The organism is Janthinobacterium aestuarii, assembly GCF_051380835.1.
Classification (GTDB): domain Bacteria; phylum Pseudomonadota; class Gammaproteobacteria; order Burkholderiales; family Burkholderiaceae_D; genus Janthinobacterium; species Janthinobacterium aestuarii.
Genome location: NZ_JBNYXU010000001.1, coordinates 739,569 through 761,791, shown reverse-complemented (window position 1 = coordinate 761,791; position 22,223 = coordinate 739,569). Strand labels below are relative to the sequence as shown.

The 22,223-nt window shown below is 62.8% G+C and carries 19 protein-coding genes; 3 read left to right on the top strand and 16 right to left on the bottom strand.

All coding sequences use genetic code 11. The features are described from left to right. The first annotated feature begins 164 nt into the window (after nucleotides 1–164). The gene (locus tag ACQ4WO_RS03430; protein ID WP_139092291.1) at nucleotides 165–728 is read left to right on the top strand and encodes an FxDxF family PEP-CTERM protein; all 564 of its coding nucleotides are present in this window, start codon (nucleotides 165–167) and stop codon (nucleotides 726–728) included. Nucleotides 729–846: 118 nt separating this feature from the next. On the opposite strand, the gene ACQ4WO_RS03425 is transcribed toward ACQ4WO_RS03430, so the two are convergent. The 12 genes from ACQ4WO_RS03425 to ACQ4WO_RS03370 form a co-directional block, all read right to left on the bottom strand. Next, on the bottom strand, nucleotides 847–1,704 hold the full coding sequence (locus tag ACQ4WO_RS03425; RefSeq protein ID WP_436480236.1) for a hypothetical protein: 858 nt from the start codon (nucleotides 1,702–1,704) through the stop codon (nucleotides 847–849). Between the two features lie 82 nt (nucleotides 1,705–1,786). After that, nucleotides 1,787–2,149, bottom strand: a complete 363-nt coding sequence (locus tag ACQ4WO_RS03420) for a translation initiation factor Sui1 (protein WP_436480235.1) — start codon at nucleotides 2,147–2,149, stop codon at nucleotides 1,787–1,789. A gap of 99 nt (nucleotides 2,150–2,248) precedes the next feature. Then, nucleotides 2,249–3,856 carry a CehA/McbA family metallohydrolase domain-containing protein gene (locus ACQ4WO_RS03415; RefSeq protein ID WP_436480234.1) on the bottom strand — a complete coding sequence of 536 codons (1,608 nt, stop codon included), beginning with the start codon at nucleotides 3,854–3,856 and terminating at the stop codon, nucleotides 2,249–2,251. A gap of 108 nt (nucleotides 3,857–3,964) precedes the next feature. Then, nucleotides 3,965–4,735, bottom strand: coding sequence for a flagellar motor protein MotD (gene motD, locus ACQ4WO_RS03410; protein WP_436480636.1), 771 nt, complete (start codon nucleotides 4,733–4,735; stop codon nucleotides 3,965–3,967). Between the two features lie 5 nt (nucleotides 4,736–4,740). After that, nucleotides 4,741–5,487, bottom strand: coding sequence for a flagellar motor protein (locus ACQ4WO_RS03405; RefSeq protein WP_046685945.1), 747 nt, complete (start codon nucleotides 5,485–5,487; stop codon nucleotides 4,741–4,743). Further along, on the bottom strand, nucleotides 5,469–6,200 hold the full coding sequence (locus ACQ4WO_RS03400) for an RNA polymerase sigma factor FliA (RefSeq protein WP_010400804.1): 732 nt from the start codon (nucleotides 6,198–6,200) through the stop codon (nucleotides 5,469–5,471). The genes ACQ4WO_RS03405 and ACQ4WO_RS03400 overlap by 19 nt, the downstream gene beginning before the upstream one ends. 45 nt (nucleotides 6,201–6,245) lie before the next feature. After that, a complete protein-coding gene (locus ACQ4WO_RS03395) occupies nucleotides 6,246–7,109 on the bottom strand; it encodes a MinD/ParA family ATP-binding protein (RefSeq protein WP_436480233.1) in 864 nt (287 codons plus the stop codon). Further along, entirely contained in the window at nucleotides 7,102–8,430 is a 1,329-nt protein-coding gene (flhF, locus tag ACQ4WO_RS03390; protein WP_034754102.1) for a flagellar biosynthesis GTPase FlhF, read from the bottom strand. The genes ACQ4WO_RS03395 and flhF overlap by 8 nt, the downstream gene beginning before the upstream one ends. Before the next feature lie 337 nt (nucleotides 8,431–8,767). Then, complete coding sequence (gene flhA, locus ACQ4WO_RS03385; protein WP_436480232.1) at nucleotides 8,768–10,864, bottom strand: flagellar biosynthesis protein FlhA; 2,097 nt, start codon at nucleotides 10,862–10,864, stop codon at nucleotides 8,768–8,770. Next, nucleotides 10,861–12,054: a flagellar biosynthesis protein FlhB gene (gene flhB, locus ACQ4WO_RS03380; RefSeq protein ID WP_070312136.1), complete on the bottom strand. Its 1,194-nt coding sequence runs from the start codon at nucleotides 12,052–12,054 to the stop codon at nucleotides 10,861–10,863. The genes flhA and flhB overlap by 4 nt, the downstream gene beginning before the upstream one ends. Before the next feature lie 259 nt (nucleotides 12,055–12,313). After that, on the bottom strand, nucleotides 12,314–13,312 hold the full coding sequence (locus tag ACQ4WO_RS03375; RefSeq protein ID WP_436480231.1) for a fumarylacetoacetate hydrolase family protein: 999 nt from the start codon (nucleotides 13,310–13,312) through the stop codon (nucleotides 12,314–12,316). Nucleotides 13,313–13,400: 88 nt separating this feature from the next. Further along, entirely contained in the window at nucleotides 13,401–14,111 is a 711-nt protein-coding gene (locus tag ACQ4WO_RS03370) for a pseudouridine synthase (RefSeq protein WP_436480230.1), read from the bottom strand. 256 nt (nucleotides 14,112–14,367) lie between these two features. On the opposite strand from ACQ4WO_RS03370, the gene ACQ4WO_RS03365 reads away from it, so the two are divergent. Next, nucleotides 14,368–14,757 carry a hypothetical protein gene (locus tag ACQ4WO_RS03365; protein WP_436480229.1) on the top strand — a complete coding sequence of 130 codons (390 nt, stop codon included), beginning with the start codon at nucleotides 14,368–14,370 and terminating at the stop codon, nucleotides 14,755–14,757. Between the two features lie 377 nt (nucleotides 14,758–15,134). On the opposite strand, the gene ACQ4WO_RS03360 is transcribed toward ACQ4WO_RS03365, so the two are convergent. From ACQ4WO_RS03360 to ACQ4WO_RS03345, 4 genes are all read right to left on the bottom strand, one after another. Further along, on the bottom strand, nucleotides 15,135–16,136 hold the full coding sequence (locus ACQ4WO_RS03360) for a S49 family peptidase (RefSeq protein WP_436480228.1): 1,002 nt from the start codon (nucleotides 16,134–16,136) through the stop codon (nucleotides 15,135–15,137). 40 nt (nucleotides 16,137–16,176) lie between these two features. Then, nucleotides 16,177–16,554: a Rieske (2Fe-2S) protein gene (locus ACQ4WO_RS03355; RefSeq protein ID WP_436480227.1), complete on the bottom strand. Its 378-nt coding sequence runs from the start codon at nucleotides 16,552–16,554 to the stop codon at nucleotides 16,177–16,179. Beyond that, nucleotides 16,551–17,210, bottom strand: a complete 660-nt coding sequence (locus tag ACQ4WO_RS03350) for an HAD-IIIA family hydrolase (RefSeq protein WP_034754241.1) — start codon at nucleotides 17,208–17,210, stop codon at nucleotides 16,551–16,553. Before ACQ4WO_RS03350 ends, ACQ4WO_RS03355 begins: the two co-directional genes overlap by 4 nt. 90 nt (nucleotides 17,211–17,300) lie before the next feature. After that, complete coding sequence (locus ACQ4WO_RS03345; protein ID WP_436480226.1) at nucleotides 17,301–18,296, bottom strand: RluA family pseudouridine synthase; 996 nt, start codon at nucleotides 18,294–18,296, stop codon at nucleotides 17,301–17,303. 696 nt (nucleotides 18,297–18,992) lie between these two features. Between ACQ4WO_RS03345 and ACQ4WO_RS03340 the strand changes: the two genes are divergently transcribed. Then, on the top strand, nucleotides 18,993–22,145 hold the full coding sequence (locus tag ACQ4WO_RS03340) for an Rne/Rng family ribonuclease (protein WP_436480224.1): 3,153 nt from the start codon (nucleotides 18,993–18,995) through the stop codon (nucleotides 22,143–22,145). Nucleotides 22,146–22,223 lie beyond the last annotated feature (78 nt).

Sequence of the window (22,223 nt, the reverse complement as noted above, 5' to 3'; positions counted from 1 at the left end):
TATGCTAATCCCTGGCGTACGCCGTACATCTCCAGGTGGGACTTTCCTCGCCGACACGAACATCGTTCCCGCAGGCATAGCTGATCCATTTCACGCCCCAGCCTGCGCTTTTGCGCTGCGCCATGACGCACACCACCTCAATCGCAAGTACATAGGAGCATGATATGAACTCTCTCTCAGTAAGCAAGGCTGGCGCGGCGCTGCTGCTCGGCTGCACCCTGCTGGCACCGGTCGCGCAGGCCGAAACGCAATCCGTGTTCTACAACCACCTCGTATCGACCGCCGTGGTGGCCACGCCGCTGCTGGCGCAAGACACCTTGTTCGTCGACACCTTCACGACGGAGCACGGCTCGCTGCTGCAAACGACCACGTTTACGGTCGGCGCCGGCGTGCAGTCGTTCACGGGCAACGCGGCTTGGCTGGTCACGGGCGCCAACGATTTCGGTCCCCGCCTGACTGGCGTCAACATTGACTTGTTCGACTCCAGCAATAACCTGGTGCAATCGGATACCTTCACCGGCGTGCTGGGTTCGTTTGCCCATTCGACTTTCGACGGCCTGCTGGGACCAGGCACCTACACCCTGGTGGCAAGCGGCATCGGCGTGCGTGATTCCGTGCTGGACATTTCCATCACCACGGCCGTGCCGGAACCGGAAACCTATGGCATGCTGCTGGCGGGACTGGGCCTGATCGGGTATAGCATACGGCGCCGCAAAACGGCTGCCTGACCGGCATCGGGGCGCCAGCAAGCGCTGCTGCCGTCGCTGGCAGACACGCGGCAGACGCAGTGGTTCCATGCACGGACTGGCTTATGCACGGGCCAGATGCCGGGGCTGGCCTACGCACTCAACCGTGCGCGGGCCGGCCCGTATGCTGGCGGAATTTCGCGGCGATGTCATTCGCCTTGGTCAGGGCGGCGGCCTGCTGCTCGGGTGTCAGCTCGTTACGCAGCCAGTGCCAGTATTCATCCTGGTACGGATTCGTCGTGCCTGGCGTGAGGATGTCGTCGTAGACCATGCGCAGGGCCAGCAGGTAGCCATACGCTTGCGGCGCGTCCTTCTGCACCACGTCGCCATCGCGCAGGTAAGCCATCATCAGGGTCGACACGCTGGTCAGTTCCGCCGCGTCCGCCTGCGCCGTCAGCTGGGCGATCGCTTGCCGCTTCCAGGCCTGCACCAGCGGATCGTCGGGACGGTTGCGCAGCGCGCTGCGGTCGCCGAACGGGCCTTCCGACAGGAACAGGGTGGCCGCGCCCGGCACGCCGCCTTGCGCGGCAGTGGCCAGATAGCCGAGGCGGTCCTCGCGCTGGCGCTGCGTCATGCCTCCGCACAACTGCTGCTGGGCGGCTTTTTCTTCCGCCGTCATCTCGCGCCCCAGCTCGAATTCCATGCCCGGCAAGCGGCTTTCGCGCTGGAAGACGATGCAGTCGTCGATCAGGTTATAGGCCGCATACGCGTCTTCCGGCTTGCCGCTGGCGCTCAGGCGTTCGAGCCGCTGCGCCAGGGACACAACAACGAGCGCGGCATCGGCGGCCGGGGTGGCATCGATATTCAAATACGATGCCAGGCTGCGCCCCGGCGGCGCGCTGGCGGCGGCAGTGGCGGCAGCGTCCGGTGCGCCGCCATCGGGTGCGGGCCAGTACACGACCGCCAGTACTGCCGCGATGGCAGCGGCGATGGCGATACCGGTCAGTTTGTTATTCATATGAGGTGGCGCATAAAAGGAAATGCACGTTACCACAGGCGCGCGGCAGCGGGCCGCACGCCTCCGCACGCACGCGCCCCGGCTAGCCGCCGGCCTTTTTCGGCTGGCGGCCCAGCCTGGTCAGCGCGGCAAGGATGGTGTCGACATGGTCGCCCTGCACTTCGATCACGCCATCCTTGACCGTGCCGCCCGAGCCGCACTGCGTGCGCAGCTGCTTGCCCAGCAGGGCCAGCGCGATGGCGTCCAGCGGCAAGCCCTTGACCACGGTAACGCTCTTGCCGCCGCGGCCCTTGGTCTGGCGCGACACGCGCACCACGCCATCGCCAGCGGGCGCCGCCTTCGCTTGCGCCTTGCACGCGCATTGCGCCAGCGGCTGGCGGCAGGCGGGACACATGCGGCCCGTTTCGGTGGAATAGACGAGACCGCCCTGGGAGCTGCTTTTCATGATGGAGAAATAAAAAGAAAGAAGGCCGCGATTGTACCAAGCGGATGCGGAAGCAAGCGGGATCCCGCACTGTCCGGCGACGCGCGGCCGACTACGCTATTAACGCAAAGTAACGAACACGGGATTCGAATAGAACCACAGGCTGCGGTAATTGCGGTCGTTGATGTCATTGAAACGCTGGGTGCTGTCCGTCGTGCCCGTGCGCTGGTCGGCCAGCGGTTCGCCACCCTGCGTCAGACCGGCAACATCGGTCCCCAGATTGGTGCCGCGCAGACGGAAATACTGGTTCTTTGCCGCTGTGGTCTGGTAGCTCACGCTGTAGTAACCGTCAGCCCCGAGTTTCCAATCCGCGCTGGTGAAGCGCTTGAGCACCCGCGTGCTGGCATTGCTGGCAACGTTGTAGGCTGGCGTGCCTGCCGCCGCCTTCGCGCCCACATCGCCGACGATCAGGTCGACATGATCGACAACGGGCTTGACGCTGGCGGCCAAGCCGCTGTCGACAGGCTTTTCGTAGTTGTTTTTGGCCGGGTTCTTGAAGCGGATGGTAATGGTGACGGTGTCGCCGTTACCGACTTTCAGCTCCCCACCCATCTCCTTGCGGTCATCCTTGCTGGCCAGGTTGAAGTCCAGCGCGTTGATCAGGTCGCCATAGGTGGAAAACATCTTGCCCGAACGCAAGCCCGCCAGCAAGTCCTTCGCCAGCGGCGCGCCCTGCGCGCCGTTGAACACATAGTTCTTCGCATACTCGCCCGGGAAATAGCCGCTGCTGTTGCCGCCGACGATCTTGAAGTGGGTATCCGAATCCGTCAGGTTCCAGATGCGGCGCCCCTCGCCCAGCAGCGCATCCCATGGCCCGCCCAGCTTGGCCACCACGTAGTCGACGCCCCCATACACGCGCAGCAACGCATTGTCGTCCGTATAGGCAGCCGTATAGCCGCCGCGGTCCGGCTCCATCTGGTTGCCGACCATGCCTTCGATGGCGAACATGATGTTGGGGGCCGCATCGTTAAAGGCGCGGAAATCGGCAATGCTGTAGCTGCCCTTGTTGCGCGACGGATGGTTGATGACGGCGTAGCTGGTCTCCGGATAATTCTGCTTGAGCCAGTTGATCGCTTGCAAGGCGTCGGCAGCCGTCTTGTTGTAGCGGGTGTCACCGTATTTTTCTTTCCATGCAACAATATCGGCAGCGTCGAACATGGCCGCGTCGCGCGTGGTGAACAGGTATTCGAACTCTTTCATGCCCCGGGTGCTGGCGCTGAGCTTGTCCACGCCCTCGAACAGGCCGATGCCGATGTGATCGTGGGTCGGCATGTCCCACTCGAAGCCGGAAAAGATCAGCTTGTCGGCGTAGGTGCCACCCGCCTGCAGCGCCTGCACGCGTGGCACCTCGTAACGCTCGGCGCCGATGGACATGGGAATGGGCGTCGCCAGCGGCGCGCCCAGTGCATCGCGCGTGGAGACGCGCAAGTGGTTGGACAGCGCCATCCAGTCGAGGCCGTAACTGCCGAACGCCTTGGCCAGCACCTTGTCCAGCGTCTGGCTGACATCCGCATCGGCCGATTGCGTGGTGTGGGTATGCAGATCGCCGGCGATCCAGCGGCCAGTGGGTAGCGGTGGCACGCTGCTCGCCGGATCACTATCGCCGCCGCAGGCGGCAACGCTCAACAGGATGGCGATGGAAGGAAGCAGCATTCTGGAGTAAGACATAGGGTGGACCTGGAGGCTGAAAAGAAGTGCCACAGCCTAGCATTGCAGTATGACCACCGAATGACATGCGTCCGGTCCGCCGGACTGGCGCCGGCCCGCAAACCTGTCCTAGTTGGCCGGCGGCGCCGTCGGCACTTCCGTCACCGTTTCCGGGATGCCCGAGAGGATCGTCACGGCGACCCGGCGGTTGCGCGCGCGCCCTTCCGCCGTTTCGTTGGGCGCCACGGGGATGTTGTCGGCGTGGCCGACGGCCGTCAGGCGCGACGCCTTGACGCCGCTGGCGATGAACAGGCGCACCACGGCGCTGGCGCGCGCGGCCGACAATTCCCAGTTCGAGGCAAAGGACGAATTGCTGATCGGCTGCACGTCCGTATGCCCTTCCACCTGCACGTCGTGCGTATCGTCCTTGAGCAGCACGGCGACGGCGCGCAGGGCCTGGTCCGACTCCACCGTCAGGCGCGCCGCGCCCGGGTCGAACAGCACGCTGGCATTGATTTCCACGCTCACGCCGCGGCTCGTCTGCGTGACCCGCACCTTGCCTTCCTTGACCAGCGGCGCCAGGGTCGACGTCAAGTCCTGCGCCAGGCGCGTCATGTGTTCGCGCTCGCGGCGGATGGCTTCCGTGCGGCGTTTCAGGGCGGGGTTCGGCAAAGGAATGGCTTGCGGCGCTTCCATGATGATGGGCGGCGCGCCCTTTTCCAGGCTGAAGGCCTGGCCGATGGCGTTCTGGAAGACGCGGTATTTACCTTCGTTGACTTGCGAAATGGCGTACATCACGACAAAGAAGGCAAACAGCAGGGTGATGAAGTCGGCGTACGAGATCAGCCAGCGATCCTGGTTGTCCGGCTCCTCGTCATACTTCCTGCGCGCGCGCCGCATCATGGTCAGTGCTCGTGCAGCAGGCTCGACACGCGCTCTTCGATGATGCGCGTATGGTCGCCCGTGGCGATGTCGTACAGCACGGCGGCCGTAATTTCGTACTGCAGCACGCGGCGCGAGACGATGGCCTTGAGTTTATTCGCCACCGGCAGGAACAGCAGGTTGGCCAGGCCCACGCCATAGATGGTGGAGACAAACGCCACGGCGATGCCGCTGCCTAATTTACTTGGATCGGTGAGGTTTTCCATCACGTGGATCAGGCCCAGCACGGCGCCCAGAATACCGATGGTGGGCGAATAGCCGGCCGCCGATTCCCACACCTTGACGGCCTGGCGTTCGGCCATTTCGTAGGCCGAGATTTCCACGTCGAGCAACTGGCGCAGCTTGTCGGGCGCGATGCCGTCGACGATCATCCGCAAGCCCTTGGCATTGAAGCGGTCGGCCGTGTTTTCCATCAGGCGCTCGAGCGCCAGCGGGCCGTCGCGGCGCGCCGTCAAACTCCATTGCCCGATGTCGCGCGCCAGCGCGGCGCGCGTATCGGCTGGCGGCAGGAAGACCCAGCGCAGCATTTCCAGCCCGCGCACGAAAGTGCGCAGCCGCGTTTGCAGCAGCACGGCGCCGAAAGTGCCGATGATGACGATGGCAAAGGCGGCCGGCTGCAGCAGGGAGGCCATCTTGCCGCCTTCCAGTGCCTGGCCGACCAACAGGCCCGCCAGCGCCAGCGCCAGCCCGATTACGCTGGACCAGTCCACGCCTGCTCCCTCAAGGTTGCGCGCAGGCGCGCGACGGCCTGGGTATGCAGCTGCGAGACGCGCGATTCGGATACGCCCATCACCGCGCCGATCTCCTTCAGGTTCAGCTCTTCTTCGTAATACAGGCCCATGAGTATTTTCTCGCGTGGTGGCAGCGCGTCGATGGCATCGATCACGGATTGCCGGAAATCGGTATCGAGCAGGGAACGCAAGGGGTCGCTGTCCTCGTCCACGCAATGGCGGTCGAGGAAGCTGTCATTGCCGTCCGGGTCATGAAAGTCTTCGTAGTACACGAGCTGGTGGCCGCCGCCGTCGCCCAGCATTTCCTGGTAGTCGGCCAGCGACATCTTGAGCAGTTTCGCCACTTCCGACTCCGTCGGCGGATGGCCGAGGCGCTGCTGCAAGGTGCTCATCGCCTCTTCGATCTTGCGCATGTTCTGGCGCATGCTGCGCGGCAGCCAGTCGCTGGTGCGCAATTCGTCGAGCATGGCGCCGCGGATGCGCAGCACGGCATACGTCTCGAACTGCGCGCCATGCGTTTCTTCATAGCGGCTAATGGCATCGAGCAGGCCGATCATGCCGGCCTGGATCAGGTCATCGACCTCGACCGAAGGCGGCAATTTCGCCTTCATATGGTGCGCCAGACGCTTTACCAGCGGAATGTGCTCCGTCAGCAAATAGTCCTTGTTCGATTTCCCTTTGACCGTGTACATAGGCTGCTTATTGTTTTCTCATCTTATCTGGTGCTACGGTTGGCTTCAGGCGCTGAACTGGTGCGGGCTCCCCGTCTGGTACAAGGTGCCGCCAAGCACCGGTGCCGCCGAACGGGCCAGCCGCTCGGCCAGTCCGCGAAACGCCACCGAGGCGCCGGCCAGCGGAAACGCATCGACCACGCTGCGGCCCAGGCGCGCCGCGCGGTGCAGATACTCATCGGCAGGCACCGAGCCCATCGACGTCAGCTTCACGGCCAGGTAGCGGCTCGCCGCCTGTGCCATATTATCGTATACCACTTTTGCTTCGGATTCGGAAGCGCCGGTGACGAGAATGCCGAACGGACGGCGTCCCAGTTCCTGGCTCAGGCGCTTGATCAGGCAGTACGCCGCCTTGATCGAGGTGGCGCTGGTCGACACTTGCACGACGATATCGGACGACGCCATCAAGGGCACGGGGAAGCAGGCGCCCTCTTCTGCCACGACGCCGTCGACCAGCACGATGCCGCTCTGGCGCGCCAGCACGTCGAACGTCTTGCCCAGGCGGCGCAGTTCGTCCTCGCCCGCATAGTCCATGCTGTCCATCAGGTGGTTGCGCGCACCCAGGCTGGCCACGCCGAAGCCTTGCGGCACCTGGTGGATGACCTGGTTCAAGCCGCACTGCTGGCGCGCCACGTCGCGCAGGCTGGCGCCGTGCGCCAGTCCCAGGCGCGCGGCCACGCCATCGCTGCCGCCGCTGGCGTCGAGCAGCAGCACGTCATTGCCGCCGTAGACGAGCGAAGCACCCAGGTTGACCAGCATGGCGCCCTTGTCGTCCTGCGGCGTGGCCGAGAGGAACGTCATGACGCGCGGCTGCGGGCCGGCCAGCATGCGGCGCAAGCCTTCGGCCTGGTCGAAATCGAAATTAGCCAAGGTGCACCCCGCGCGCTTCGTTGTTGCGGGCGGCTGCCTGCGCCATCAAGAGCGGCAGTTCGGCATCGGAAAACTGCGTGGCCGCCGAGTCGCGCTTGAGCTTGAAGGCGCGGTCGATCAGGTAGCCGCGGTCGGCCAGGTACAGGTCTTCCGGCACGCGCTGGCCGTTCGACACATAGAACAGGTTCAGCTTCTGGCGGATCACCACGTCGAGCACGTTGCCGATCGACGCCGCTTCATCGAGCTTGGTCATGATGCAGCCGGCCAGGCCGCTGCCCTGGTAGGCGCGCACCACTTCGTTGAGGGTTTCCTGGGTCGCCGTGGAGTTCAGGCACAGCAGGCGTTTCACGTCGGCGCCGGCGCCCGACAGCATGGCCACCTGTTCCGTCACCATCTGGTCGCGCTGGCTCACGCCCACCGTATCGATCAGCACCGTGTGCTTGTTCTTCAATTCTTTCAGGGCGATGCGCAAGTCCGCTTCATCCTTCACGGAATGCACCATCACGCCGAGGATCTTGCCGTAGATGCGCAGTTGCTCATGCGCGCCGATACGATAGGCGTCCGTGGTGATCAGGGCCAGCTTTTCCGGGCCGTGGCGCATCACGCAGCGGGCCGCCAGCTTGGCCGTGCTGGTGGTCTTGCCGACACCGGTCGGGCCCACCAGGGCGAACACGCCGCCCTGTTCCAGCATGGCGTCTTCATTGGCCACCGTGTTAAGGTTACGGCTGAGGACGGTCTTGATCCAGCGCATGCTTTGCGCACCGTCGAGGCCGGCGGGCAGCTTGTCGATCAGGTAGCGCGCCAGGCTGGCGGAAAAGCCGGCGGCCAGCATTTCGCGCAGCACGACGGCTTTTTGCGGCTCGCGCTGCTGCGTCGACCCCCACGAAATTTCCGCCAGCTGGGTTTCCATCATGCCGCGCATGGCGCGGATTTCATTCATCATGCCGCTCATCTCGGCGGCGGCGTTCTCTTTGACGTGCGCCAGCGCACTGGCCATCATCTGCTGCATGCGGGCCATGTCCACTGGCTCGGAAGCAGCCTGGCGCGGCGCGGCAGGACGTGGCGCAGCCGGGCGCTGGGCCGGGGCGGCAGGACGCTGCGGCGTGGCGAACTGGGTCTGCAACTGGGGACGGGGCTGGGCCATTTCGGACGCGGCCGGCGGCGACGCGAGCGAAGCGGCATCGTCATTGGCCAGCGCGAGGATTTCCACCACGCCATCGGCCTGGCGGTTCGACAGGATCACGGCATCGGGGCCCAGCGCTTCGCGCACCTTGCGCAGCGCATCGCGCGACGAGGCGCCCGTAAATTTCTTCACATTCATGACCGGCCTCCCAGGGCGGGGGTGGCGCAATATTGGCTGAACTGTGTGACCATCATCGACTCCTGTTGCTTGAGTGCTGTCTTCCACATGGACACAGATCACTCGGACAGTTTCCATTATTAGCGATGCTTGCAGGAAACGATCGAAGGAACAGGACGGGAAAGTACCCGTTATTCAGTTTGCCGGGAGGAAATTGATGGTTATTTGACCAAAAGCAACTGCTGGGGTCAGACCCCCACTGACGCTAACGAAATCTGGGGTCAGACCCCGTCGCACGTTGGCGATGACCTTCGTGTTGATGGTGTTGAGGATCTGACCCCGGCATTAACCATGTCAATTACTGCGCGCCCACCAGCGCCGTGACGCGGATCGTCTTGGTTTCCGGCACTTCCGCATGCGACAGCACTTTGAGCTGCGGCAAGGCGCGGCGCAGGAAGCGCGACAGCAGGGCGCGCAGCGGCGCAGGCACCAGCAGCACCGGCGTCAGGCCCAGCGCTTCCTGCTGCTGGGCAGCCAGGCCCGCCTGGTGGGCGATGGTGTCGGCCAGGCCCGGCTCGATGCCGGCGCCGTCGCCGCCATTGCCCATCGCTTGCATCAGCAGGCGTTCCAGGCGGCTGTCGAGCGTCATCACGGACAGCTCGGCCGCACCGGGGAACAGTTGCTGCACGATGGCGCGGCCCAGGGAGACGCGCACCAGCGCCGTCAGCTCGTTCGGGTCTTGCGTGCTGACCGTGTACTCGGCCAGAGTTTCGATGATGGTGCGCATGTCGCGGATGTGCACGCCCTCGGCCAGCAGGTTCTGCAGCACTTTTTGCAGGGCCGACAGCGACAGCATCTTCGGCACCAGGTCTTCCACCAGGCGCGGCGCATCCTTGCCCAGGTGGTCGAGCAGCGACTGCACTTCCGCGCGGCCCAGCAGCTCGGACGCATGCGAGGTGATCAGGTGGTTCAGGTGCGTGGCCACCACGGTGCCCGCATCGACGACCGTGTAGCCCATCGATTGGGCCTGGTCGCGCAAGCTGGCGTCGATCCACGTGGCGGGCAAGCCGAACGCGGGATCGCTCGTGGCCAGGCCCGGCAAGGTGCCGCTGGCCATGCCGGGATTGATCGCCAGGAACTGGCCGTTGAACGCTTCGCCCACGCCCACTTCCACCCCCTTCAAGGTGATGCGGTAGGCGGACGGCTTCAATTCCAGGTTGTCGCGGATATGCACGGGCGGCGCCAGGAAACCCACTTCCTGGGCGAATTTCTTGCGAATGCCTTTGATGCGCTTGAGCAATTCGCCGCCCTGCGTCTTGTCGACCAGGGGAATCAAGCGGTAGCCCACTTCCAGGCCCAGGGTATCGACGGGCATGATGTCTTGCCAGCTGGCTTCTTCCTGCTCGGGCGCCACGGTCGCTTGCGGCGCTTCGGCCGGCTTTTCGGCCGCTTCTTTTTCCTGCATGCGCTTCTTGCTGATCAAATAGGCGGAGCCGGCCAGCAGCGCGGCCAGCAGGAGGAAAACCATGTTCGGCATGCCGGGGATCAGGCCCATGCCGCCGATGATGCCGGCGGTAATATACAGCACTTGCGGTTTCGCAAACAGCTGGCCCACCAGCTGGGTACCGATGTCCTGTTCGCTGGCCACGCGCGAGACGACGATACCGGCCGCCGTGGAAATGATCAGCGAAGGAATCTGCGCCACCAGGCCGTCACCGATGGCCAGCAAGGTGTAGTTCTTCAGCGCGTCGGCAAAACCCATGTCGTGCTGCAGCAAGCCTACCAGCAAGCCGCCGACGATATTGATAACGGTCACCAAGATGCCGGCGATGGCGTCGCCGCGCACGTATTTGCTGGCACCGTCCATGGCGCCATAGAATTCCGCTTCCTGCGCCACTTCCGTGCGGCGGCGGCGCGCTTCGTCTTCGCCGATCAGGCCGGCGTTCAGGTCGGCATCGATGGCCATCTGTTTACCAGGCATGGCATCCAGCGCGAAGCGGGCGCCCACCTCGGCGATACGGCCCGCGCCCTTGGTCACGACGGTAAAGTTGATGATCGTCAAAATAATGAAGACCACGATACCGACCGTGTAGTTGCCGCCGATCAGGAAGTGACCGAACGCCTCAATCACTTTACCGGCCGCGTCGGCGCCCGTATGGCCTTCCGTCAGCACCACGCGCGTGGACGCCACGTTCAGCGACAGGCGCAGCATGGTCGACACGAGCAGGATGGTCGGGAACGCCATGAAGTCGAGCGGCTTGACCGTGTACAGCGCCGTCAGCAGCACGATGATGGACAGCGCGATATTGAAGCTGAAGAAAATGTCGAGGATGAAGGCGGGCAGCGGCAGCACCATCATCGCCAGCAGCATGATGATGATGATCGGCGCGGCGAGGCCCTTGCTGGCGTTGCCTTTTAATCCGCTGAGCCAGGCTGGCATGGTCAGGCCGTTCATGGTGTGCTTCCTTTATTCTTGTCTGCCGCGTCTGCCGCGGGTTTGGTCTGCGACGCGGGGTCGAGCGGGTCGAGCTCGGGCGGTACGTCGAGTTTTTTCGGCTTGTCGGGGCGCTCGCCGTGGCCGCTGCCGTAGCTGCGCAGCTGGAACACGTAGGCCAGCACTTCGGCCACGGCGCCATACAGCGCCTCGGGAATCTCGTCGCCGATGTCCGTGTGCTTGTACAGCGCGCGCGCCAGGGCCGGCGCTTCCAGGATGGCGACCTTGTGTTCGCCAGCCAGTTCGCGGATCTTCGCCGCCACTTCGTCGATGCCCTTGGCCACCACCTGCGGCGCGCCGCGCGAATTCTCGCCATACTTCAGGGCCACGGCGTAGTGCGTAGGATTCGTTACCACCACGTCGGCCGTCGGCACGTCGGCCATCATGCGGCGGCGCGACATTTCATGTTGCATCTGGCGTATCTTTGCCTTGATCTGCGGATTGCCGTCCGACTCCTTCGCTTCCTGCTTGACTTCTTGCAAGGACATTTTCATCTTGTTGGCGTAGTGCCACATCTGGTACGGACCGTCGATGGCGGCGATCAGGCCCAAGGCGCCCACGATCAGCAAAAAGGCCGTGATCAGCAGGCTGATCAAATGGGCCGAACCGGCGCGCAGCGATTCCACCGACAGGCCCAGCACGGCATCCTTTTGATGTTGCATCACCATCCAGGCGACGACGCCGACGACAAGAGTCTTGGCGATGGCCTTGAGCAACTCCACCAGCGCATTCTTCGAAAACATATTGCCCAGGCCGCGAATCGGGTTGAGCTTGCCAAAATTGGGGGTAAACGCCTTGGAGCTGAACAGCCAGCCGCCCACCAGCACGGGTGACGCCAGGGCGACGAGCATGATGGCCGCGGCGTACGGCAGGCAGGTCAGCAAGACCGAGCCCACGTCGTAGCCGATGCGCAACATCATCGCGTCGGGATTGAGTATCTGCTCCCGGTCCAGGGTCAGCCCGGAAACCATGACGGCCGTCAGCCGCCGCACGATGGCGTCGCCGGCAAACCACAGGCAGCAGCCGGACGCCATCAGCACCGTAAACGTGGCCACTTCACGCGATCGCGGAACGTCGCCTTCCTCACGCGCCTGCTCGAGGCGCTTCGGTGACGCGGCTTCGGTCTTTTCTGCGTCGCTGTCTTCCGACATCAATCAACTCCGGTGAAGTCCTGCAGCCTGGCTAGGCGCAATACGGACTGGGCATGGAGCATTATCGGTTCAATCAACACAACGCCATCAAGGGAAAAGGGGGGCAATTGCCCTCCTTTTCCCTTGCCTATACTAAAGGCGCCGCAGGCGCCCATTTCAGAGGGGACCGAAACATGGTCAGGACAAGGCGCAGCCCCGAAGACAGTACGAATAGTACGGCGAGGGGCTGCAACGCAGTCATGGCCATTTTCTCGGGTCACTAACGATTTTTTCGCGCCTCGGCCTGCTTCACCGTCTGCTCGATTGCGCCAAACAGGGACTTGCCGTCATCACCCAGCATTTCCAGGCGGACAACATCGCCAAACAACAGGAATGGTGTGCTGGCGACGCCATCGGCGATCATCTCCTGGTTACGTCGCTCAACAATGCTGGAAAACCCCTTCTTGACTTCCTTGTTGGCGACGCCGCCCGCGCTGACCACGCTGCCGGCGCGCGCGTTGCGCGTCTGGCACAGATGGGCGAGCAATTGCGGGTAATTGAACGCCATGTCGGCACCCGCATGGGGCTGGCCCGTCAACTTGCCGTTCAGGCTGCAGCGCAAGGCGTAATGCACCTTGCCGCCGCGCCAGGCGTCGCCCAATTCGTCGGGCGTGATGGCGACAGGCGAGCAAGCCATGGCCGGTTTCGCCTGCAGGAAGCCGTAGCCGCCGGCTTGCTCGTCGGGCGCCAGGTTGCGCAGGGTGATGTCGTTGACCAGCATCAACAGCTTGATGTTCAGGTGCGCCTGGTCCGGCGTCGAGCCCATGGCCACGTCGTCCGTGATGGCGGCGATGCCTGCCTCGTAATCGATGCCCCACTGCTCGTGCGCCAGGGTGATGTCATCGTGGGGACCGAGGAAATCGTCGCTGGCGCCCTGGTACATCCTTGGGGCATCGCGCAGATTGGCGGGCGCTTCAAGTCCCGCCGCCTTGCAGGCGCGCTCGATCTGCTGCAGGTAGGACGCGCCCGCCACGCGCAGGCTGCTGCGCGGCAAGGGCGCCATGCAATTGGCCGGGTCGAACTCGAAGGCGCGATGGCCGCGGCCGCTATTGATGGTCTGGTACAGCAAGTCCAGCTGGGGCGCGATGAAGCTCCAGTCGTCGAGCGCCTTTTGCAGGGTCGAGGCGATGCCATCGGCCAGGTGGGCCGTTTTCAGGTCGCGCGAGACGACAGCCAGCTGGCCGTCGCGCGTGCCATCGTTCAGGGTAGCTAATTTCATGTGCGGGAAACTGCGTCAAAAGCAGGCAATAGGAGGCTAAAAACGCCAAAAAGCCGGGACATCCCCGGCTTTGACGGTCAGAAGGAATTTACGCCAGCAGCGCGATCTGCTCGGAAGTCAGGTAACACCACTCGCCTTCGGCGATGCCCAGCGATTCCAGGGTCAGGCTGCCGATGGCGGAACGGTGCAGCGCGCTGCAATGGTTGCCGGCGGCGGCCAGCATGCGCTTGACTTGGTGGTACTTGCCTTGCTCGAGCACGATTTCCAGCTGGTGTTCGCCGCGCTTGACGCAGACGAGGGCTGCCAGCGGGGCCGGCTCATCGTGCAATTGCACGCCGGCCAATAACAGGGCCACCAGTTCATCCGTCACGGGCTCTTGCGTGGTGGCCTGGTAAATCTTGGGAACGTGGCGCTTCGGCGACGATTGTGCATGGATAAATGGGCCATCGTCGGACATCAGCAGCATGCCGGTCGTATCGTGGTCGAGCCGGCCGACGGGCTGGACTTCGCGCCAGGTAAACTGTTCCGGCAGCAGGGTCAGCACGCCAGGGTGATGGCTGGGCTTGCGCGAGCATTCGAAGTTGGCAGGCTTGTTCAGCGCCAGGTACAGGTGCGCGCGGTAGACCCACTCTTCTTCGAACACGTGCAGCACCAGGCCTTCGGTCTCGACGGTGGCGCGGTAATTGGTCTGGGTGACGCCATCGATGACGACATCGCCATCTTCGATGAGGGAACGACAATATTTACGGGTGCCAAAACCCTGCGATTGCAGGATGCGGTCTAGGGATAATTTACTCATGGGCGTGACTTTACCAGAAGCGGCAGGCAGCGTGAAGCGGCCGCGCGCGGGGCCTGCGCCGGGCCGCCGGGCGTGCACCAGCCTTGCGCAGGCACAGATGAGCTGAAGTGCAAGGTGAGATTTCGATATAAATGGCCAATTCCTTTGAGAAATATCAAGCGCTCGGAATATCGCATTGATAGACTGAAACTTCGTTAGGAATCCGCCTAACGAGCTTTAGGAATAATAACCAGACAACGACTCACAAGGACATTGTATGAAGCATACCGATACCATCGCCTTACAAGGCAGCATCGCCGACATGCGCCTGCGCATCGCTACGGAACAGGCGGCCATGCACAAGGTCAGACTCGGCGTGGCGCGCTGGAGCAGCGCCCCGGCGCCGCAGGATGAGGACGCAACACCATCACCAGCGAGCCAGACGCATTGGCATGCCGAAGCGCAATGCCATTTCATGTGCTGGCTGGAACTCGGCGGTTTTGCCCACGCGGATGCGGATGCGGCCGCGGAAACCGACAACGTGACGGCGCCCGTCATAATGGACACAGCGCCCGAGACCAGTTCCGGCGCCAACGCCAGTGCCGACGCAGCGCCGGCCCGGCAGGCAGACGCTCTGCCCGCGCACTGCAACGGCTGCGCCGTCTGAGCGCGCCCCATCCGACCGGCCATGCCCTGCCCTCGCATGCCTGCCTTGCCAGCACGCCCAGCTACAACATCGAGCAACACTCACCCATCCGGCACGAACGACGCACAAAAGGAAACGGCGGCATTGCGCCGCCGTTTCCAAGCCCCATCGGGACTTTAGTGAGGAATGTAAATTCACTCAAAACCACATCTGCGATGCGGCGAGTAGTTCCATGACCTGCCAATCAAGTTAGTACTGACAACATAGTTGATATATCGCCCCTCCTTGAAAAGAACTACGGTTTCACTATAGCCCAAGCAGCCCCATTTTCAAGCCAATTTACCACCTTATTGAAAATCATTCTCGATTGGCTTGCTTGCCAGCCAAGAGTGATGTCCTCAGCGCAACGCCGGTTGTGACTGCTGTACGGCCGCTTTCATCGCACCCGCGCCCATGGCGGCGCCAAACTTTTTGAGCACCCGTTCCGGCAAGCCTTCATGCTGCGTATAGTCGACGATGTCTTCCGCCTTGACGACGTCGCGCGCCACGCTGTCGACCGTGCCGAAATCATCGGCCAGGCCCATTTCCACAGCTTTCGCCCCCGTCCAGTACAAGCCGGAGAAGGTATCGGCCGTTTCTTTCAGGCGCTTGCCCCGTCCCGCCCGCACCACCTCGATGAATTGCTGGTGGATTTCATTGAGCATGCCTTGCGCATACGCCTTGTGCTTTTCCGTCAGGGGGCTGAACGGGTCCATGAAACCCTTGTTCTCGCCCGCCGTCAGCAAACGGCGCTCGACGCCGACCTTTTCCATCACGCCCGTAAAGCCGAAGCCATCCATCAGCACGCCGATGGAGCCGACCACGCTGGCCTTGTTGACGTAGATGCGGTCGGCGGCGGCCGCGATGTAATAGCCGCCCGAGGCGCACATTTCATCGACCACCACATATAAAGGCTTGTCCGGATAACCCTTGCGCAGGCGCTGCATCTCGTCGACGATCATGCCGGCCTGCACGGGACTGCCGCCCGGACTATTAATATGCAGCACCACGGCCACGGAGCCGGCGTCGGAAAACGCCTTGTCCAGCGCAGGGATGACGACGGCGGCCGAGCCGCTGCCTTCGGACTCGATGGCGCCATTGATGTCGATCAGGGCCGTGTGGCGGCCCAGGGTTTCGCTGTCGTCGGCCGTGTTGTAGTCATAAAACACCCACAGGGCGAACAGCACGATCAGCAGGCCGAAGACCTTGAAAAAGATGCTCCAGCGGCGGTGCGCGCGTTGCTCTTGCAAAGTGGCAAATACCAGCTTTTCCAGCACGTCGCGCTCCCAGTTCCCCGCAGGGACGCCGTGGCCGGCGGCTGGCGCGCTGCTGTCCAGCTTGTCATTCGTGTTATCGCTCATGATTCACTTTGTTTAAATTGCAATAAGGCCTGCCCCGGCCTCAGGCCGGCAGCGGCTGGACATACTCGTCGGGTTGCCAGTACAGCTGACCATCGCGTTCGGCCACAGTGATCGGACGCAAGCGTCCGCCCTTGCAGGGGCCGCCCGCGCACAAGCCGCTTTCCGGCACATAGATGGCGCCATGCGTCGAACACATCAGGTACAAGCCGCTGGACTCGAAAAACTCGCCCTCGGCCCAGTCCAGTTCGATCGGTACGTGGGCACAGCGGTTCAGGTAGCCATACGCCTTGCCGCCATGGCGCACGACAAAGCCCGTGGTCGCTTCGCCACCGGCCGAGACGGGAAAGCGCACGCCCTTGCCGCCATCGGCCACGGCGTCGGCCGCACAAATCAACACTTCCGCAACATCAGTCATCATGCGTGCTCGCTCAGCCATTGATGCAGGTCGGCCACCGTGGCGGCCGAATACAGGGGATTGCAAGCTTGCAACTGCGCCACCGGATGCGCCCCATACTCTACGGCAATACCCGCCGCGCCTGCATTGCTTGCCATCAATAAATCATGGCTGGTGTCGCCAATCATCACGGTACGGCGCATATCCTGCCCCAATTCGCGCGTCAGTTCCTGCAGCATGGCCGGATGGGGCTTGGAAAACGTTTCATCGGCGCAGCGCGTCGCATCGAACAGGGACAGCAGCTTGACGGCATTCAAGGAGCGGTTCAGGCCGACACGGCTCTTGCCCGTGGCCACCGCCAGGAAATACGCCTGCTGCGACAGTTCCTGCAGCATCTCGTGTACGCCTGGAAACAAGGTCAGCTCATGGTCGCGCGACAGATAGTGATAGCGGTAGCGCTCGGCCATGCGCGCATGGTATTTCGGCTCCACGTCCGGCATCACCAGCTGCATCGCTTCCTGCAAACCCAGGCCGATCACGTGCGAAGCGAGCAACTCGGTGGGAATGGGCAAGCCAAGGTCTTTGGCCGATGCCTGGATGCACTTGACGATGGTCGAGGTACTGTCTATCAGGGTACCGTCCCAATCGAAGACGATCAGATCAAATTGCTTTCTTGCCATGTTTCCCGACGACATAGCCGCCGGCTCCTTGAGAATGAATGATGGCGACTGACTACCTTATGAGTAGTGTCGCGCGCACGCGCTGCATACTTATCGTGCGGCAACGGCCAATGGTTTGCCCAAGCTTACCAAGAAACGCTCGCATTCGGCAGCCAGCGGCGCGTTCAGGGTCATCGTCTTGCCCGTTTCCGGATGCGTAAACGTGATCTGGTGCGCGTGCAGGAACATGCGTTTCAGGGCGCCGCGCGTGCTGTCGGCCTTCAACAGAGCACGGTTGAGGGCGAAGTCGCCATATTTGTCGTCGCCGGCGATGGGGAAACCGGATGAGGACAGGTGCACGCGGATCTGGTGCGTGCGTCCCGTCTTCAATTCCGCTTCCAGCAAGGCGAAGTTGTGATATTTATGCAACAGTGAAAACACCGTGTGCGACGCCAGGCCATCGGCCTGCACGGCCACCCGGCGCTCGCCTTCGGCCGTCGTATATTTATGCAGCGGCAACTTGATATGCTGGCGTGCATTCTTCCAGTCGCCGGCCACCAGCACCAGGTAGCGCTTGTCGGTGACGCCGTCGCGCATCTGCTCGTGCAGATTGGTCAGCGCCGTGCGTTTCTTTGCCAGCAACAGCAGGCCGGACGTGTCGCGGTCCAGGCGGTGCACCAGTTCCAAAAACTTGGCGTCGGGGCGCGAAGCGCGCAATTGTTCGATCACGCCGAACGACACGCCCGAGCCGCCATGCACGGCCACGCCGGCCGGCTTGTCGATGACGAGCAGCTGTGCATCTTCGAAGATGATCTTGAATTCGGCGGCTGGCGCGCCCGTGGCGGCCTTTTCGGCCACGCGCACGGGCGGAATGCGCACCACGTCGCCGGCGGCGAGACGGTACAGCTGATCGATACGGCCTTTATTGACCCGCACTTCTCCCGATCGCAAGATCCGGTAGATGTGGCTTTTAGGCACTCCCTTGCACACTCTTAATAAGTAGTTGTCGATGCGCTGGCCTGCTTCTTCCTCGGCGATCGTTACGAATTGGGCTTGCGGCTGAACCGGGGGTGTTGAAGGGGGAACAACATCATTTTGACTCTTCATTTACTATGTCTTCCCAGAAATCTCTCTAAGTCCTTCATTTTGAATATATAATTGTTTTTGCTGCGGCCCTGGCTGCTGCGAGTGTAAGAATAAAAGCACATTTTACACAGGGGCGTCTCCACCGGCCTCGCCAAATTGCAAATTCGGTGGAAAAAAATGTATATGCACCATCCCTGCGCGAATCAAGGTTGCACCGTAGTTGTAATCGGATAACGCGTGGAGATGCTGAAGTGAGTGTGGGATTATAAGGATAAGTACCCGTTAGCGCGACTTATCGAGTCGGGCTCGCGGGTTGATGAAGTTGATAACGCTTGCCGTTTTCGCCAAACCCCGTATGTGGCCAAATACTGAGGGTTGTCGATGATAGGCTGAGGCCAAGCCTCGCCATCGCGATCCCTGTAATGAGCCGGCTAACGATTTTGGCTCTGAATTTGCTGACCACTTGCATTCTCTGCCCCCGATGCAGTTCATTCTCATCCGGGCTGTTTCAGATGAGTTGCAAGTGTCCTGTGCACTCGGCATGACGATCGACCTCACCGCGCCTGTTGCGGCCGTAACGTATACCTCGTACGCGTTGTTGCTCCGCACGCCTGGGCATTTCCCCCGCCAGCACTCCCGTTCTCGCATATATCCCTGTACTTCGCCGCTTCCCCGGAAGCGGCTTTGAGATGGCCTACGGGTCGCGGAGTTATAAAAATGAAACGCATGTTGTTTAATGCCACGCAGCAAGAAGAACTGCGCGTAGCGATTGTCGACGGACAAAAACTGATCGACATCGATATCGAGACAGCCGGGCGCGAACAGCGCAAATCCAACATCTACAAAGGCGTGATCACGCGCATCGAGCCATCGCTCGAAGCGTGCTTCGTCAGCTATGGCGAAGACCGCCACGGCTTCCTGCCTTTCAAGGAAGTTGCCCGCACGTATTTCCGCGAAGGCGTCGATGTCCGTAACGCTTCCGTCAAGGAAGCGCTGCGCGAAGGCCAGGAAATCATGGTCCAAGTGGAGAAGGAAGAGCGCGGCAACAAGGGCGCCGCCCTGACCTCGTTCGTCTCGCTGGCCGGCCGTTACCTGGTCCTGATGCCGAACAACCCGCGTGGCGGTGGCGTATCGCGCCGCGTGGAAGGGGAAGAGCGCCAGGAATTGCGCGAAACCATGGATAAACTGGACTTGCCAGCTGGCATGTCCGTGATTGCCCGCACGGCAGGCATCGGCCGCAACGTCGATGAACTGCAGTGGGACTTGAATTACCTGATGCAACTGTGGCGCGCCATCGAAGGCGCCGGCAAGTCGGCCAACGGCGCTTTCCTGATCTACCAGGAATCGTCCCTGGTTATCCGCGCCATCCGCGACTACTTCCAGCCCGACATCGGCGAGATCCTGATCGACACCGACGAGATCTACGACCAGGCGCACCAGTTCATGAGCCACGTGATGCCCGACATGGTGCACCGCGTAAAACGCTACAGCGACGACGTGCCGCTGTTCTCGCGCTTCCAGATCGAACACCAGATCGAAACGGCGTACAGCCGCACCGTGCCACTGCCATCGGGCGGCGCCATCGTCATCGACCACACCGAAGCGCTGGTCTCCGTCGACGTCAACTCGGCCCGCGCCACGCGCGGCTCGGACATCGAAACGACCGCCTTCAACACCAACTGCGAAGCGGCCGAAGAAGTGGCCCGCCAGTTGCGTCTGCGCGACTTGGGCGGCTTGATCGTCATCGACTTCATCGACATGGAAGTGGCGAAAAACCAGCGCGAAGTGGAACAGCGTCTGAAAGATGCGCTGCACCATGACCGTGCCCGTGTACAAATGGGCAAGATTTCGCGTTTCGGCCTGATGGAACTGTCGCGCCAGCGCCTGCGTCCTTCGCTGTCCGAAGGTTCGCATGTGACGTGCCCGCGCTGCTCCGGCACCGGCCACATCCGCGATACGGAATCGTCCGCCCTGCAGGTGCTGCGCATCATCCAGGAAGAGGCGATGAAGGAAAACTCGGCCACCATCCACGTGCAAGTGCCTGTGGACGTGGGCGCCTTCCTGCTCAACGAAAAGCGCGGCGAAGTACTGAAGATCGAGAACCGCCACCGCATCGCCGTGATCCTGATTCCGAACAAGCATCTGGAAACGCCGCACTACAAACTGGAACGCATCAAGCACGACGATCCGCGTCTGGAAGACAGCCAGGCCAGCTACAACCTGGCTGAAAACGCTGAAACCGACATGGCGTACAGCAAGCGCCAGAAGGAAGAAGCCAAGCCGCGCCAGGAAGCCGTCGTCAAGACGATCACGCCTGACCAGCCGGCACCGCTGGTCGAGCGCAAGCCCGTCGAAGCGAAACCGGCTCCAGTGGCCGCGCCTGCCGCACCACAGGGCCTTATCGCCAAGATCATCAGCTTCTTCACCGGCGCTCCGGCACCGGTGGCACCAGCGCCCGCCCCTGTCGCACCAGCCAAGCCGGCCGGCGCCGACCGCGGCGACCGCAATAGCCGTGGCCCGCGTGGCCGTGGCCGCAACGGCAAGCCTGGCCGCGAAGAACGCGAACCAGGCCAGGGCCGTCCAGCCCAGGACGATGCAGCGAAAGAAGCGGAAGCACTGGAAAAAGCGGCCCGTCCGCCACGCCCACCGCGTCCGCCACGCGAACCGCGTGAAGCGCGCGAGAACGGCGATACGGCGGCAGCACCGCGCGAACGCGGTGAACGCCCTGAACGCGCCGAGCGTCCGGAGCGCGCGGAACGTCCAGAGCGCGCCGAGCGTCCGCCACGCCAGCCACGCGAAGCGCGCGAACCGCGCGCCGACAAGGCTGTTGTTGCTGAAGTGAAAGCTGAAGAGCTGGCACTGGTTGGCGCCACCGCCAGCGCAGTCAACGTCGTCGTGCCGTCAAACGGCCCTGAATCCGATGCCGCACCGGCGAACCTGCTGAAAGCGCCGGCGAATGCCGGTCCTGAAGGCGAAGAGACGGAAAACGACGTGGAAGGCGAAGAACCGCGCCGCCGCCGCCGTCGTGGTGGCCGCAACCGCAACCGCCGCGACCGCGAAACGGGTGAGCTGATCGAATCGGCAAACGGTGACAACGAAGGCCAGGACGCACCAGTGATCAGCTTTACGGTCGCTCCGGCGCCGGAAGCTGCCGCGGATGCCGCTCCAGTCGCCGTCGTGGCCGCCGCCGCTGTCGTCGCCGTTGCCGCACCAGTGGAAGCTGCATTGGATGCCGCTCCTGCCGTCGTGGCTGAAGTCGTGGAAGTGGTCGAAGTGGTGGAAGTGGTCAAGGTTGAAGAAGCCGCACCAGCGGCTGAGGTGATCGTGCCGCCAACCCCTGTCGAAGCCGTCGTTGCTGCAGCGCAAGTTGAACCAGCCGCTGCCGAACCAGCACCAGCTGCCGAGTACAGCTTTGCCGAGAAAGCGGAAGCTGCACCGGCGCCAGCGCCTGCTCCAGCGGAAGTCATCGCCGAAGCAGCCCCAGTCGTGGAAACGGCAGCTGCCGTGGAAACCGCCCCCGTGGCTGAAGAGGTTCCAGCAGCAGCGCCAGTCGCCGAAACGGCGCCAGCCGTGGTGGAAGCGGCCCCGGTGGTTGCCGAAGTGGCTCCCGCCCCTGCTCCCGTGCCTGTTCCGGCACCAGCACCAGCGCCTGTCGTTGCTCCTGCTCCGGCTCCTGCCGCACCGCTGAACTTGAGCGCGGTGCTCGGTTCGGCCGGCCTGACCCTGGCTGCCACCGATCCGGAAAAACTGCGCCTGGCGCAGGAAGCGGCCGCCAAGGCAGTCGCTCCAGTCCGCAAGCCGCGCGAACGCAAGCCATTGCCGCCGCAATCGGATGAGCCGTTGATCCAGGTCAACACGCAACGTCCATAAGCGTGCCTGGTTCGCCCAGCCGCCAATGATGAAAGGGGGAGCTCAGGCTTCCCCTTTTTTATATCCACTTTTTTGCTG